The sequence below is a fragment of the Nitratireductor sp. CH_MIT9313-5 genome (assembly GCF_037029545.1).
Lineage (GTDB): Bacteria > Pseudomonadota > Alphaproteobacteria > Rhizobiales > Rhizobiaceae > Chelativorans.
The window spans coordinates 301,503-314,044 of sequence record NZ_JAYMER010000014.1; the positions used below are offsets into that span (position 1 = coordinate 301,503).

The following is a 12,542-nucleotide window of genomic DNA, read 5'->3' on the forward strand; positions in this document are numbered from 1 at the left end:
AGTGAACATACTCAGTCCGGTCCAACATCAACCTGCCGATCCAGGTCGGGCAGTGCACCAGAACCCGGAGTTTTCTCCTCGTCTTGCAGGTCCTTGCGTCCATGTGGTCCTTCCGGAGGTACCTTTTCATGGGGCTTCTGTTCTTCGTTATGACGGTGTTTGTCTCCGCTGCGGTCGCGATTCATCAGCTTGGCGCCTCCGGGCGCTGTTTATTGCATTACTGATGGACTAACGAGGCCGGCGATCAGGTGTTCCGCGGCAAGACACTTGGCAATTCAATTGGAGGCTCGCAGAAGGCTTTGAACACGCAGTTGAACCGAACTGTCCAGTTCCTTCCATTCGGTGAGAAGGTTGCGCGGAAAGCGATAGAAAAGGCTTAGGTCGCCTTCCAGGTGAATGTCACGCTCGCAAGGCGTAACCGCATCAGGGGCCGCTGCTTCTTCCAGGCAGCGTGCCACAAAAGGAGCCTCTCCTGATCGAACGCCGACATAAAGTACTTCATTGGCAAAGCCTGAGCCATCTTCAAATCGATAGGCGGAGAGCCCGGCGGGTGCCGCCAGGGGCGTAGGATTGAGCAACTGCCGATACACAAGGTCGTAGCGCGCACTCATGTCTCGGGAGATCATGCGTGGCTCCAGGCTCACCATTATCAGGCGATGTTCATCTTCCAGATGATTGAAAGCATAGCGATCGGCCTCTGTGTAGCCGGAAAGCCCTGGCCAAGCCATGTAAAGGTCCAGCCGGTCACGCGTGCCGTCGCGGCGCGCATTCGCGCGACGGATCATGTTGTCCGGCACCACGACCATGCTGCCCGAAACAATGATTGTGCGCAATTTCGTGGAGGTGGTATGCCCGCCATCCACCACACGCGAACCAGCCCATTTCGCCGCGATGGCGAGTGCCAGCGCTGTTACCGCGAAGATCACCGCGCCTGCGAAAATGCGGCTGAACGAGCGGGGAAGTTTGCTTGATTGCCCGGCTGGGTCGCGCAAAGCCTGCATCTCACTTTCCAAGACTTTCTAGCCGAGAGCGGAACACGGAACGAGGTTTTCATCATATGGTAAAAGCAGCGTAAAGATTGCAGCCAGGGAGAAGCCGCGTGCCACTCTACGAACTCGATGGGAAGATGCCGCAATTCGCGCGGCGTGAGACCAATTTCATCGCACCCAGCGCAGAACTGATCGGCAATGTTCATCTCTCCGAAAAGGTCAGCATCTGGTTTGGTTGCGTCCTGCGGGGTGACAACGAACCAATCACCATTGGTGCCGGAACCAATGTGCAGGAACATACGGTGATGCACACCGACCCAGGCTTTCCATTGGAGATCGGTGAGGGGTGTACGATTGGTCATCGCGCGCTGCTGCATGGCTGCAAGCTTGGGAAAAATGTCTTGATCGGAATGGGCGCTATCATCCTCAACGGCGCGTTCATTCCGGACAATTGTCTTGTGGGGGCTGGCGCACTTGTAACGGAGGGCAAGAGCTTCGAGCCCAACACGCTGATCTTGGGCTCACCAGCCAAAACTGTGCGAACGCTGGATCGGGCGGCGGTCGAAGGCTTGGCAGAATCCGCCTCTCACTATGTCGCAAATGGCGACCGCTTCACTCGCGGCTTGAAGCGCGTAGACTGACGTCTGGCCCCGGATGTGGAGCCGACCCCGGGGAAGGGTCGGCTCCGTAACCCGGTCGTTGGGGACGGGGAGGTGGGACTCGACCGGGTATCAGGTGGACGACCTATCTGTTGGAGCCGACTGCGCCGACTGCAACCGCACGGCCATCATGAACCGTCACCCAGGCACCGGCATGATCTGAGGCTTGGCGCTTGAGATATTCGTATGGGGTCTGGGACCAGGAGAGGATGCGCGGCTCCAGATTGTCGAGAATGAAGTCACCGAGATGGGTATTCACCGTCAGCACCGCGTGCCCGTCACCATTCGGCTGCCGTACGACCGTAATGAGAAGATTGCCTGCCGGTACACCTGCTTCCATCAGAAGGCGGCGTTTCTCAAGAACATAATCTTCGCAGTCGCCATATAGTTCAGGATAGGACCAAAGTTCTTCGCGTCCCCACAACTCCATGTCAGTACGCGGAACAATGGTCGAATTGATCTTGTTGTTTATTTCGATCATCTTTGCCCACAGTTCACGCGACAGATGAACCGGGCCATTCGCGGAATAGGTGGCAGAACACTCTGATGGCATCCGCTGGCAAAGCTCGTAATGGCCCACCGGCTGGCTGGTGATGCTTCCGGTTGGCATGAAATCCACCGTTGCGCTGGCCTTCGCCGTGAATGCTCCGAACATGATTGAAGCTGCGACAAGCAGCGCGCCCCGTGACTTGGAATGCATGTTTTTGTCTCCCCGTTTGAGGAGACAATGGCAGCTTCAAATTTATTCCACGCAAAATGCCGAAGTAAAAAACAATTCAAACTTTAACGAAAACAAGTAAAGATCAAGTATAAAAGTTTAACATGAGCGTTCGTATTCTGGTAACCATGAGGCGTGTGTTCCCCTCATTAGCCCATGTCGCGGAAATAATGAGCTCAACGACAAAAACGCCGCTCGACAAGTGTCTGCGGCGTTCAATGCATGGGTAAACTGGTGGGCGTGTGGCTAGTCGGAAAATTCCCGATCCAGTGTCGCCTGTTCTTGGACTGCGGCGAATTCGATGGCGACGCCATCTTCGAAATGGCGCACCACGCGCCCGCGCATGGAGCCGAGGAATATTTGCGTTCCAAGAGCCGGCTTGACCTGGCTTTCCACGGCTGCACCGGAGAGCGACAGATCCACGATCCTGCACTGATATTCCCGCCCGTCGGGCAGTTTCATATGGGTGATCGGATTGCGCGGGGTGATGCGCTCGTGGCGACGGTCTTCCGGCAGGTCAAGCTCATGCTTGTTTGCAAGCCAGGTGAGCTGAGCCGCCAGTTTGTCGCGCTTGCGCTCGGAAGCATTGATCTCCATGGCAAAGCCGCCATCGATCCTGCGGGTCATGCGACCCTCAATGCGGCCGATATGATCAAGATAGACAATTATGCGTTCGCCAACACGGCCGGGATACTCAGCCTGAAGCGAGACATTGCCGGGCGACATGTCGATCACCTTGCAGGCATATTCACTCCGGTCCTGCAGCATGTATCGGCCATAGACTGATATGCGCACGCGCTGAAAGCGGCGGCGCTCGACTTGCTGTTGCTGGATAGAGCTTGCAGTTGCGATCATCTTGTCACCCTTCCGGCTGCTCCTCTGATGAACAACCGGTGCGTGTCAAGAGAATAGACCTGCATTCCTTAATACGAAGTAAGCCCGTCGGCGAAGCTAGCTGGCCTTGCCACCCTCAAAAACCACCAGATGACGCACCTTTTTCACGGGTTTGGACGAATTCGGCAGTCCTGCCTCCATTGTGTCCGGTGAAAGCGGGGGAACAGCAATTTCCGGCCGGTTGGCCAGAAAAAGTGGTTCGCGGTCAGGGTCGATCAGCCGGAAACTATGCAACTGATTCTCCACAATCGGGTCAGCGCCAAGCCAGAAAGGCTTTTGCAGCGGGAACATGGCTCCTAATGCGCGAGGACCTTCCTGTCCGCCAGCCAGCGGGAGAATGATGGTCTCGAAAGTGACACTGCGCCCTTGGCCGGTCATTCCATCAAATTCCAGAACCACGACTGCGCTCTGATCGAAAACATGATCCGACAATCGCGCCATGCGCTGCTGGTCCTGATGTCCCCACAAGGGACAGAATGTGCGTCCCTTGAGTTCCTGACCATAATGGGAGCAGATGCGGGTGCCTGCGAGTCGGAATGTTGCCTCTCCGCGCCCGTCTCTTTCCAGAATGAAGGTATCTGCCAGAAGCGTGCGGATATCGGAGGGTTCGATCTCCGTCCGCAGGGGAGCCGCACGAGTGCCGCGCAGCCTATTCCAATATTGGAACAGCTCGTTCGATCCGCCCTGTCTCATATCCAACCTCTCCCGGCTCCAACGCCTTCCAGATGTTTCATTCCTGGACGGAATCGGTCATCCGATCCGTCTACAAGACAGGAGAAGCAGCTTGCGTGCCAGTCGCCTTGTCACTTGTGCACGGGAAGGATTTGTTAGGGTTAACAAAAGGTTGATATTGCGAGCAAGCGGCAGGGCTGGCATCACTGTCCGACAAAATACGAAAACCGTTGGGGACGGTGTTTCGACAGGGGGCTCGACTGAAAGCCGCTCGGTATGCCGGGCGGCTTTCTTTATTCGCGCGCAGTTGCTATCCGGTCTTCGAGTCGCGCTCGGGCCACCGCCATAAAGGAGCTGCTGCAAATGACGACCCCGCAGACTGAGTTACAGGAGGACCAGCAGCCTCCGGCACGAGAACCCGTCTTCAACATCCCGGGTATCGTCGTCGCGCTCATTGCGGTCTGCGTCGGCACATTTCTTGTGCAGGAATATGTACTTGGTCCCGAACAGCAATGGATGCTGCTGCGCGACTTCGCCTTCATTCCACTGCGCTACACCGGACCATACACGCTCGAAATTACCGCCTTCACCACGCCGGTTACCTATTCGTTTCTGCACGGTGGCATCGGCCATCTCGTCGTCAACATGATCTGGCTGGCAGCCTTTGGCTCGCCGCTTGCCGGGCGCATCGGAATGTTGCGCTTTCTGATTTTTTGGGTGGTTGCGGCCGGTTTCTCCGTGCTCCTTCATTTTTTCGTGCATCCGGGGGATGCAACGCCAGTTGTTGGAGCATCGGGTGCAATATCCGGAATGATGGGCGCTGCCGCACGCTATGGCTTCAAGATTGATCGTTCGCGGCGCATTCCTCGCTTCAACGGTTCCATACTTTCTTTCAGACAGGGGCTCGGATCACGCATGGTGGTCACCTTTTTGCTCGTCTGGTTCGTCATCAATCTCGTGATCGGCATCGCTTCTGCTGCATCTGGCGGTATGCAGACAATCGCATGGGAGGCGCATATTGGCGGCCTCCTTGCAGGGTTCCTGCTCATCCGTCTTTTCGATACCCAACGTTACTGACCTCGCCGCACGCGTAGCTTGCAATGCTCGCAAACTAGGTTCACCATTCCGATACAGGCAGCCGACATGCTGCCTGTCCGGCAATCGGGGAGGGTTGCTGGCCGTGGAGACTGGATGACCAGCACCGCTTCGCGTGGTCATCAGAGACCGATGAGGAGACGGCAATGACGGTGAAGGCGATTCTCGATGCCAAAGGCAGGGATGTCCTGACAATTTCACCAGACAGTGATCTTGCGCAGGCGTCAGCCCTGCTGTCCGAACATGGTATAGGCGCGCTGGTCGTGTCTCGCGACGGGCAGCGCATCGACGGCATCCTGTCGGAGCGCGACATCGTTCGTGCGCTTGGACGTGGTGGTGCAGAGACGCTGAGCCAGCCCGTAGCGAGTGTCATGACTGCAAAGGTACAGGTCTGTCACGAGGACAATACCGTCAATGAAGTGATGCAAGTCATGACCGATGGGCGGTTTCGCCATCTCCCGGTGGAAAAGGACGGGAAGCTTGCCGGACTGGTTTCCATCGGCGATGTGGTCAAACGGCGCATCGAGGATGTGGAGCGCGAAGCCGAAGAGATCCGGTCATATATCGCCACCGCGTGATCCGATTTCACCGCGCAGGAGTTTTGTGCAAGGGTGCGCATGCGGGCGCGCTTGCCACAGCGGTCTGATTGGGCTAGCCACACCACTAATCCCAATCCTTCATTTGACCACGGCTCCATGACCATCATCGATACGCGTGAACCCGATCCGAAGCGTTACATTTCAGGCGCCACAGGCGACTGGGAAGTCATCATCGGTATGGAAATCCATGCGCAGGTGACTTCGCGCTCGAAGCTCTTCTCCGGTGCAGCAACCGATTTCGGTGCCGAGCCGAACTCCAACGTGTCCCTTGTGGATGCTGCCATGCCGGGCATGCTGCCTGTCATCAATCAGGAATGCGTCAGGCAGGCCGTGCGCACTGGTTTGGGTTTGAAGGCCAGGATCAACAACAGGTCCGTCTTCGATCGCAAGAACTACTTTTATCCGGACCTGCCACAGGGCTATCAGATCTCCCAGTTCAAGCACCCGATTGTGGGTGAGGGCACCGTCATTGTGAATGTCGGTCCGGCTCGTGATGGTTCCTTCGAGGAAATCCATGTAGGCATCGAGCGACTTCATCTCGAGCAGGACGCCGGCAAGTCGATCCACGATCAGCACCCGACCATGTCCTTCGTCGATCTGAACCGCTCGGGCGTTGCGTTGATGGAGATCGTCTCTAAGCCGGACATGCGCTCAGCGGATGAGGCCAAGGCCTTTCTGACGAAGCTGCGCACGATCCTGCGCTATCTCGGCACCTGTGACGGCAACATGGACGAGGGTTCCATGCGTGCAGACGTGAACGTCTCCGTGCGCCGCCCGGGCGAAGGTTTTGGCACACGCTGCGAGATCAAGAACGTCAACTCAATCCGTTTTGTCGGTCAGGCCATTGAATCGGAGGCGCGCCGGCAGATCGCCATTCTTGAGGATGGCGGCGCGATCGACCAGGAGACGCGGCTCTTTGATCCCGTCAAGGGTGAAACCCGTTCGATGCGCTCCAAGGAAGAAGCGCATGACTACCGCTACTTCCCCGATCCCGATCTTCTGCCGCTCGAATTCGACCAGGCTTTCGTAGACGAGTTGGCGCGTGACCTGCCGGAATTGCCGGATGACAAGAAGGCGCGCTTCATCGAGAAGATGGGGCTGTCCGAATATGACGCATCCGTCCTTGTTTCCGAAAAGGCTACGGCGGATTATTTCGAGAAGGTGGCAGATGGCCGCGATGGCAAGATGGCTGCAAATTGGGTCATCAATGATCTGCTTGGCGCGCTGAACAAGGCCGGCCTCGATATTGAAGAAACGCCGGTCAGCCCAGATCAGCTTGGCGCGATCGTCGACCTGATCCAGGACGGCACGATTTCCGGCAAGATCGCAAAAGACCTGTTCGAGATCATCTGGAACGAGGGGGGCGATCCCAAACTCGTCGTTGAAGAACGCGGCATGAAGCAGGTCACCGATACGGGAGCTATCGAAGCTGCCGTCGATGCCGTGATCGCCGATAATCCCGACAAGGTGGAGCAGGCCAAGGCCAAGCCAACCCTAGCGGGCTGGTTCGTGGGACAGGTCATGAAGGCAACGGGTGGCAAGGCCAACCCGCAGGCCGTGAATGCTCTGGTCCGCCAGAAGCTCGGTGTAGAGTGACCTTCTACCTGCGCACTGCTGGAAAGGCCGATCTGCCGGCGGTCAAGCAACTGCTCGCCGTTACCTGGCATGACACCTATGACGCGCTTTACGGGGTGGAAAAGGTCAATGACCTCACCACGCGTTGGCATAGTCTTGAGGCGCTGCAGAAGCGTCTCACAATGCCAAACTCCGAGTTCGTTGTGGCAGATGATGGCACCCACCTGCTTGGCATGGCTTACGCCCAGATGGAGGGAAAGGATGTGAAGCTTCATCAGCTTTACGTGCTGCCAGGCCATCAAGGCGAGGGGATTGGTCAAGCCCTGCTTTCAGAGGTTATGGATTGTTTTCCCGAGGCGACGACTATCTCCCTCGAAGTGGACGAAGACAACGTCAAGGCCCTCGGCTTCTACAAGCGGAACGGCTTTGAACCTAAGGGGAAGGCGTCAGACTGCGGCAACAACGGTGACCGGATACCCGCGCAGATCCTGTCCCGCAATCTGCAGCTCAATTCTTGAGGAACGCAAGCCCCGCGGGACTTGCTTTCAGCGTCTGCCGCGGCCATAACGCGTGCAACCAGCCGGCATTATCCAAGCGAGGTTCGTGATGAACAAGTTCCTGTTGCAGTTTTTCACCTGGTGGAACGGCCAGACGCTTGGCACGCGCTTTCACACCTGGCGCAAGGGCACGAAGGTCGGCGAAGACGAATTCGGCAACATCTACTATCAGGGCGGAACGGATTCGGAAGGCCGCACGCGCCGCTGGGTCATCTACAAGGACATCGCGGAAGCTTCTCAGGTTCCTCCGGGCTGGCACGGTTGGTTGCACCACAAGGTGGACACCGCGCCCGTCGACGAGAACTATCAGGCACGTGAATGGCAGAAGCCACATCGGCCGAACCTGACCGGCACGCCTTTGGCATATCGCCCTCGCGGTTCGGTTCTGACGCCTGAAGATCGGCCCCGTGTGACCGGCGACTATGACGCCTGGACGCCCGGCTCCTGAGATCGAACCGCAAGCCGCCACAATTGGCCGTTAAGCGCTTCAAGAGCATCGAGATTGTGATCTCACACGATTCGGTGTGGTATCAATGATGATGATTCGTAGCTGGCTTCCTGCATCCATGGCATTGACATCCAAGACTGCATTCCTTCTCGCCGCGATGTTGGTCGGCACTGCTGCACAAGCGGAGCGGCTTCAGAATCCGGTTGCCGAATTTGCCGGTATCGACAAGATCACCGGACGCATCATCACCTTCGATGTCTATATGGATGAAACGGTGCAGTTTGGCGCCCTGCAGGTGACGCCGCGCGTCTGCTACAGCTCGCCTGAAACCGAAGAACCCAAGACCGACGCCTTTGTCGAAGTGGATGAGATCACGCTCGACCGCAAGATCCGGCGTATCTTCACAGGCTGGATGTTTGCCGAAAGCCCCGGCCTCAACGCGGTTGAACACGCGGTTTATGATGTCTGGTTGAAGAGCTGCAAATCCGAATCCGAGGTTCCGCCGCCCGACGGCGAGTAGCAATTCGTCTACGGATAAAAGACAGCATTCCCATCCAGAGCTTCGGCGAGCATCCGTTCATAGCGTTTGCGGGGAATGTCGATTGCGCCAAACCCCTTCAGATGCTCGGTGGTGAACTGGGTATCAAGCAGAGCGAAGTCTCGCTCCCGCAGGCGTTCGACCAGATGAACGAGGCAGATTTTCGACGCGTTTGAAACGCGCGAAAACATGCTTTCGCCGAAAAAGGCGCGTCCCAGTGTGACACCGTAGAGACCCCCAACAAGTTCTCCGTCAAGCCAGGCCTCTACCGTGTGGCAATGGCCAAGCTCGAACAGGTCGCGATAAGCTTGGCGGATCGGCGCGTTGATCCATGTATCCAGCCGACCCTCGGCGGGTTCTGCGCAGCCGTCGATCACGCCTTCGAAATCGCTGTCGATGCGAATTTCAAAGGGAGATCGCTTCTGCAGTTTGCGCAGACTGCGGGGAACATGAAAAGCATCGAGCGGTATGACACCGCGCGATTCCGGGCGCACCCAGAAAACTTCCGGATCTTCCGCATGCTCTGCCATGGGAAAAACGCCCGAAGCATAGGCACGCAGAAGAAGATCAACCGGAATATGCTGTCCGGGTGCATAGGGCCGGGACATTAGTGGCCAGCTCTATTTTGAGTCGGCCAGATATTTTTCCAGCCAGTGGATGTCATAGTCGCCATTGGCCACATCGACATTGCCAACCAGATCGCGGAACAGGGGCAGGGTCGAGTTGATCCCATCCACCACGAACTCGTCAAGAGCCCGGCGCAGTCGCATCATGCACTCGACGCGGTTGCGGCCATGCACGATCAGCTTGCCGATCAAGCTGTCATAGTATGGCGGGATCTTGTAGCCGGAATAGACCCCGGAATCCACGCGCACACCCAGACCGCCCGGGGTATGGAAATGGGTGATGACGCCCGGAGAAGGCACGAATGTGCGCGGATCTTCCGCGTTGATGCGGCACTCGATCGCATGACCATGGAAGCGGACCTCGTCCTGCGTCACCGACAGACCGCCACCCGAAGCGACACGGATCTGTTCGTGAACAAGATCAATGCCTGTAATGGCTTCCGTGACCGGATGCTCCACCTGCAGACGGGTGTTCATCTCGATGAAATAGAACTCACCGTCTTCATAGAGGAACTCAATCGTGCCCGCGCCGGAATAACCGAGATCAGCAACAGCGCGTGAGCAGATTTCGCCGATCTTCATGCGTTGCTCGACATTGAGCGCCGGAGAATTGGCTTCTTCCCACACTTTTTGATGTCGACGCTGAAGCGAACAGTCGCGTTCACCCAGATGGATCGCGTTGCCCTTGCCGTCGCCCATGATCTGGACTTCGATATGGCGCGGTTTGGCGAGATATTTCTCGATATAAACCGCGTCATCACCAAAGGCCGCACCGGCTTCGTTGCGCGCATTGGCGAGCGCATCCGACAGATCAGCCTCGGTCTTGGCGACCTTCATGCCGCGGCCGCCGCCGCCAGCAGAAGCTTTGACGAGTACGGGGTAGCCGATTTCCGCGGCAATTCGCTTCGCCTCGGTATCGTCAGTCACAGCACCTTCGGACCCGGGTACGACGGGAATGCCCAGCCGCTTCGCGGTTCTCTTGGCCTCGATCTTGTCGCCCATAACCCGGATATGTTCGGCGCGAGGACCGATAAAGGTGAGGTTATGTGCGTCGAGAATTTCCGAGAACTTGGCATTCTCGGAAAGGAAGCCGTAGCCTGGATGCACCGCATCGGCACCGGTGATCTCGCAGGCTGCGAGTATCTGATGGATGTTCAGGTAGGAATCACGGCTCGCAGGCGGACCGATGCAAACGGATTCGTCGGCAAGGCGAACATGCATTGCGTCCGCGTCTGCGGTGGAGTGAACGGCGACCGTCTGGATGCCGAGCTCCTTTGCAGCGCGCAGAACACGAAGTGCGATTTCGCCTCGATTGGCAATCAGGATTTTATGGAACATTGGCTCCAACGCCTATTCGATCACGACCAGGGGCTCACCGAATTCGACCGGCTGCGCATCCTCAAAGAGAATGGCAGTCACGGTGCCTGAACGCGGAGAGGGGACCTGGTTCATGGTCTTCATGGCTTCGATGATGAGGAGGGTCTGCCCTTCCTTCACCGTCTGGCCGACCTCGACATAGGGTGCTGCTCCCGGAGAGGAGGCACGATAGGCCGTTCCAACCATCGGTGAGGGGACCGCATTCTTGGACTTGTCCGCAGCTGCAGGTTTTTCGGCTGCTGGCGCAGGCGCTGCCGCCGGTGCGGGAGCAGGTGCAGCAGCTGGCTGTGGTGCTGCCGCAACCATCTGGCTTGCCTGCACGGAGTTCTGCCGCGAGACGCGGATGCGCAGATCGCCTTCTTCGACTTCAATCTCGGTAAGCTGAGTATCGTTCAGGATACCGGCAAGATCGCGGATCAGTTGCTGGTCGACACCGTTCTTCTTCATCTTCGTAGCTCTTTCGTCCTGCCTCTGATGCCCTTATCGCCTGGCAGCCAGTGCCTGGATGGCGAGACGATAACCTATCGGGCCCAATCCGCATATCATACCGGCTGCGACCGGGGCTATGGTCGAATGGTGCCGGAATGGCTCGCGGGCGTGAATGTTTGAAATATGGACTTCAATGACCGGCACTGGTGCAATGGCGCTGATCGCATCCCTGAGCGCAATGGAAGTATGCGCGTAAGCGCCGGGATTGATGACGACGCCATAGGCGTTTTCGCGAGCTTCATGAAGCCAGTCCACCAGAACACCTTCATGATTGCTCTGGTGAAAGCTCAGCTCGAAGCCATGCGCGCCTGCTTCCCTGGCGCAATCCGCTTCCACATCGGCAAGCGTCTGTCCTCCATAAATGCCCGGCTCCCGCTTGCCCAGCAGGTTCAGATTGGGGCCATTGAGGACAAGAAGTGTTTGCGCCATCACCAGTTTCCAATGGATAAGCCGCTCTTGCGACCTTCGGGACTGTATAGTGGGCTTACTCCCTCCCGAAAAGAGCGCAAGAGCCAACTTGGCCTGTCCACAAGCTGAAAAATCGGCATTTTTGTGTGCTTATTGAGCGGCCTGCTTGATTTTCTCCACCAGAACATCCTTGCCCAGCGCACCGAAGACAACTTCCTTACCCACCACATAGGAAGGGGTTCCGGTGATCTGCAGCGCGTTGGCCAGCTCGAATGTATCACTGAAGGACGCCATGATCTGCGGGTCTTTCATGGCTTCACGCAAGGCGGCGTCATCTGCTCCGAGATCCTTGGCAATCGTCATGGCAGCGGATTCATCTGCACGTGCATCCAGTCTAAGGAGGCGGGTGTGAAACTCCTCATATTTCTCCGGCATCAGCTTCTGGAACGCCATTGAAACGATGTGGGCTTGTTGCGAATCAGGCCCCAGGATCGGGAACTCCTTGAGAACGAACTTTACATCGTCATTCTCGGCAATCAGAGCTTCCATGTCAGCGAGCGCGCGCTTGCAGAAACCGCAATTGTAATCGAAGAATTCCACCACCGTGACGCTTGCGTCCGGATTGCCGATAACTCCGTCGTAGGAACTTTCGTAGAGGCGGTCGGATGCCTCCTCAATGATTTTCGACTGCGCGACTGCCTGCTGTTCCTGCTGACGCTGCTCAAGCACGGTCTGCATTTCGAGAAGGATCTCGGGATTGTTGAGGAGATAGTCCCGCACGATCCCTTCCACATCTTCACGCGTCTCTACGGCACCGTCCTGAGCCAGAGCACCGGAGGCGGGCAGGGCGAGCATCGCAACCGTGCTGGCTGCCAGGAGATATCTTTTCATCGTAAAA

Annotated in this window: 17 protein-coding genes; 7 read left to right on the forward strand and 10 right to left on the reverse strand. The window is 57.2% G+C overall.

The annotated features are described in order from the left end of the window. Nucleotides 1-11: 11 nt before the first annotated feature. Both WA367_RS08975 and WA367_RS08980 read right to left on the reverse strand, forming a co-directional pair. A complete protein-coding gene (locus WA367_RS08975) occupies nt 12-185 on the reverse strand; it encodes a hypothetical protein (RefSeq protein ID WP_336056433.1) in 174 nt (57 codons plus the stop codon). A 90-nt stretch (nt 186-275) separates the two neighbouring features. Further along, on the reverse strand, nt 276-1,001 hold the full coding sequence (locus WA367_RS08980; protein ID WP_336056434.1) for a hypothetical protein: 726 nt from the start codon (nt 999-1,001) through the stop codon (nt 276-278). A gap of 98 nt (nt 1,002-1,099) precedes the next feature. On the opposite strand from WA367_RS08980, the gene WA367_RS08985 reads away from it, so the two are divergent. Beyond that, the gene (locus tag WA367_RS08985; protein ID WP_336056435.1) at nt 1,100-1,630 is read left to right on the forward strand and encodes a gamma carbonic anhydrase family protein; all 531 of its coding nucleotides are present in this window, start codon (nt 1,100-1,102) and stop codon (nt 1,628-1,630) included. 103 nt (nt 1,631-1,733) lie between these two features. Here WA367_RS08985 and WA367_RS08990 read toward each other — a convergent pair whose 3' ends face one another. The 3 genes from WA367_RS08990 to WA367_RS09000 form a co-directional block, all read right to left on the reverse strand. Then, a complete protein-coding gene (locus WA367_RS08990; protein WP_336056436.1) occupies nt 1,734-2,348 on the reverse strand; it encodes a transglutaminase-like cysteine peptidase in 615 nt (204 codons plus the stop codon). Between the two features lie 264 nt (nt 2,349-2,612). After that, the gene (locus WA367_RS08995; RefSeq protein WP_336056437.1) at nt 2,613-3,221 is read right to left on the reverse strand and encodes a PilZ domain-containing protein; all 609 of its coding nucleotides are present in this window, start codon (nt 3,219-3,221) and stop codon (nt 2,613-2,615) included. A gap of 96 nt (nt 3,222-3,317) precedes the next feature. Continuing rightward, complete coding sequence (locus WA367_RS09000) at nt 3,318-3,953, reverse strand: PAS domain-containing protein (RefSeq protein ID WP_336056438.1); 636 nt, start codon at nt 3,951-3,953, stop codon at nt 3,318-3,320. 342 nt (nt 3,954-4,295) lie between these two features. On the opposite strand from WA367_RS09000, the gene WA367_RS09005 reads away from it, so the two are divergent. The 6 genes from WA367_RS09005 (at nt 4,296) to WA367_RS09030 (ending at nt 8,726) form a co-directional block, all read left to right on the forward strand. Beyond that, the gene (locus tag WA367_RS09005; protein ID WP_336056439.1) at nt 4,296-5,009 is read left to right on the forward strand and encodes a rhomboid family intramembrane serine protease; all 714 of its coding nucleotides are present in this window, start codon (nt 4,296-4,298) and stop codon (nt 5,007-5,009) included. A 164-nt stretch (nt 5,010-5,173) separates the two neighbouring features. Next, nucleotides 5,174-5,605 (forward strand): CBS domain-containing protein, encoded by a 432-nt coding sequence (locus tag WA367_RS09010; RefSeq protein ID WP_336056440.1) that lies wholly within the window; start codon nt 5,174-5,176, stop codon nt 5,603-5,605. Between the two features lie 117 nt (nt 5,606-5,722). Beyond that, nucleotides 5,723-7,222, forward strand: coding sequence for an Asp-tRNA(Asn)/Glu-tRNA(Gln) amidotransferase subunit GatB (gene gatB, locus WA367_RS09015; RefSeq protein ID WP_336056441.1), 1,500 nt, complete (start codon nt 5,723-5,725; stop codon nt 7,220-7,222). Further along, nucleotides 7,219-7,719: a GNAT family N-acetyltransferase gene (locus WA367_RS09020; protein WP_336056442.1), complete on the forward strand. Its 501-nt coding sequence runs from the start codon at nt 7,219-7,221 to the stop codon at nt 7,717-7,719. The genes gatB and WA367_RS09020 overlap by 4 nt, the downstream gene beginning before the upstream one ends. Before the next feature lie 88 nt (nt 7,720-7,807). Then, nucleotides 7,808-8,206: an NADH:ubiquinone oxidoreductase subunit NDUFA12 gene (locus tag WA367_RS09025; RefSeq protein WP_336056443.1), complete on the forward strand. Its 399-nt coding sequence runs from the start codon at nt 7,808-7,810 to the stop codon at nt 8,204-8,206. A gap of 118 nt (nt 8,207-8,324) precedes the next feature. Then, entirely contained in the window at nt 8,325-8,726 is a 402-nt protein-coding gene (locus WA367_RS09030) for a DUF2155 domain-containing protein (protein ID WP_442935569.1), read from the forward strand. A gap of 8 nt (nt 8,727-8,734) precedes the next feature. On the opposite strand, the gene aat is transcribed toward WA367_RS09030, so the two are convergent. The 5 genes from aat to WA367_RS09055 all read right to left on the reverse strand — a co-directional run bounded on the left by aat (nt 8,735) and on the right by WA367_RS09055 (nt 12,535). Further along, complete coding sequence (gene aat / locus WA367_RS09035; protein WP_336056444.1) at nt 8,735-9,352, reverse strand: leucyl/phenylalanyl-tRNA--protein transferase; 618 nt, start codon at nt 9,350-9,352, stop codon at nt 8,735-8,737. A gap of 12 nt (nt 9,353-9,364) precedes the next feature. After that, nucleotides 9,365-10,708, reverse strand: coding sequence for an acetyl-CoA carboxylase biotin carboxylase subunit (gene accC / locus WA367_RS09040; protein WP_336056445.1), 1,344 nt, complete (start codon nt 10,706-10,708; stop codon nt 9,365-9,367). 12 nt (nt 10,709-10,720) lie between these two features. Beyond that, nucleotides 10,721-11,194, reverse strand: coding sequence for an acetyl-CoA carboxylase biotin carboxyl carrier protein (accB, locus tag WA367_RS09045; protein ID WP_336056446.1), 474 nt, complete (start codon nt 11,192-11,194; stop codon nt 10,721-10,723). A 33-nt stretch (nt 11,195-11,227) separates the two neighbouring features. Beyond that, nucleotides 11,228-11,665: a type II 3-dehydroquinate dehydratase gene (gene aroQ / locus WA367_RS09050; RefSeq protein ID WP_336056447.1), complete on the reverse strand. Its 438-nt coding sequence runs from the start codon at nt 11,663-11,665 to the stop codon at nt 11,228-11,230. Nucleotides 11,666-11,794: 129 nt separating this feature from the next. Beyond that, the gene (locus WA367_RS09055; protein WP_336056448.1) at nt 11,795-12,535 is read right to left on the reverse strand and encodes a DsbA family protein; all 741 of its coding nucleotides are present in this window, start codon (nt 12,533-12,535) and stop codon (nt 11,795-11,797) included. Nucleotides 12,536-12,542 lie beyond the last annotated feature (7 nt).

Coding starts and splice junctions, on each gene's coding strand:
- WA367_RS08975 (WP_336056433.1), bottom strand. CDS start 185: ATGAATCGCGACCGCAGCGGAGACAAACACCGTCATAACGAAGAACAG.
- WA367_RS08980 (WP_336056434.1), bottom strand. CDS start 1,001: ATGCAGGCTTTGCGCGACCCAGCCGGGCAATCAAGCAAACTTCCCCGC.
- WA367_RS08990 (WP_336056436.1), bottom strand. CDS start 2,348: ATGCATTCCAAGTCACGGGGCGCGCTGCTTGTCGCAGCTTCAATCATG.
- WA367_RS08995 (WP_336056437.1), bottom strand. CDS start 3,221: ATGATCGCAACTGCAAGCTCTATCCAGCAACAGCAAGTCGAGCGCCGC.
- WA367_RS09000 (WP_336056438.1), bottom strand. CDS start 3,953: ATGAGACAGGGCGGATCGAACGAGCTGTTCCAATATTGGAATAGGCTG.
- WA367_RS09005 (WP_336056439.1), top strand. CDS start 4,296: ATGACGACCCCGCAGACTGAGTTACAGGAGGACCAGCAGCCTCCGGCA.
- WA367_RS09010 (WP_336056440.1), top strand. CDS start 5,174: ATGACGGTGAAGGCGATTCTCGATGCCAAAGGCAGGGATGTCCTGACA.
- gatB (WP_336056441.1), top strand. CDS start 5,723: ATGACCATCATCGATACGCGTGAACCCGATCCGAAGCGTTACATTTCA.
- WA367_RS09025 (WP_336056443.1), top strand. CDS start 7,808: ATGAACAAGTTCCTGTTGCAGTTTTTCACCTGGTGGAACGGCCAGACG.
- WA367_RS09030 (WP_442935569.1), top strand. CDS start 8,325: ATGGCATTGACATCCAAGACTGCATTCCTTCTCGCCGCGATGTTGGTC.
- aat (WP_336056444.1), bottom strand. CDS start 9,352: ATGTCCCGGCCCTATGCACCCGGACAGCATATTCCGGTTGATCTTCTT.
- accC (WP_336056445.1), bottom strand. CDS start 10,708: ATGTTCCATAAAATCCTGATTGCCAATCGAGGCGAAATCGCACTTCGT.
- accB (WP_336056446.1), bottom strand. CDS start 11,194: ATGAAGAAGAACGGTGTCGACCAGCAACTGATCCGCGATCTTGCCGGT.
- aroQ (WP_336056447.1), bottom strand. CDS start 11,665: ATGGCGCAAACACTTCTTGTCCTCAATGGCCCCAATCTGAACCTGCTG.
- WA367_RS09055 (WP_336056448.1), bottom strand. CDS start 12,535: ATGAAAAGATATCTCCTGGCAGCCAGCACGGTTGCGATGCTCGCCCTG.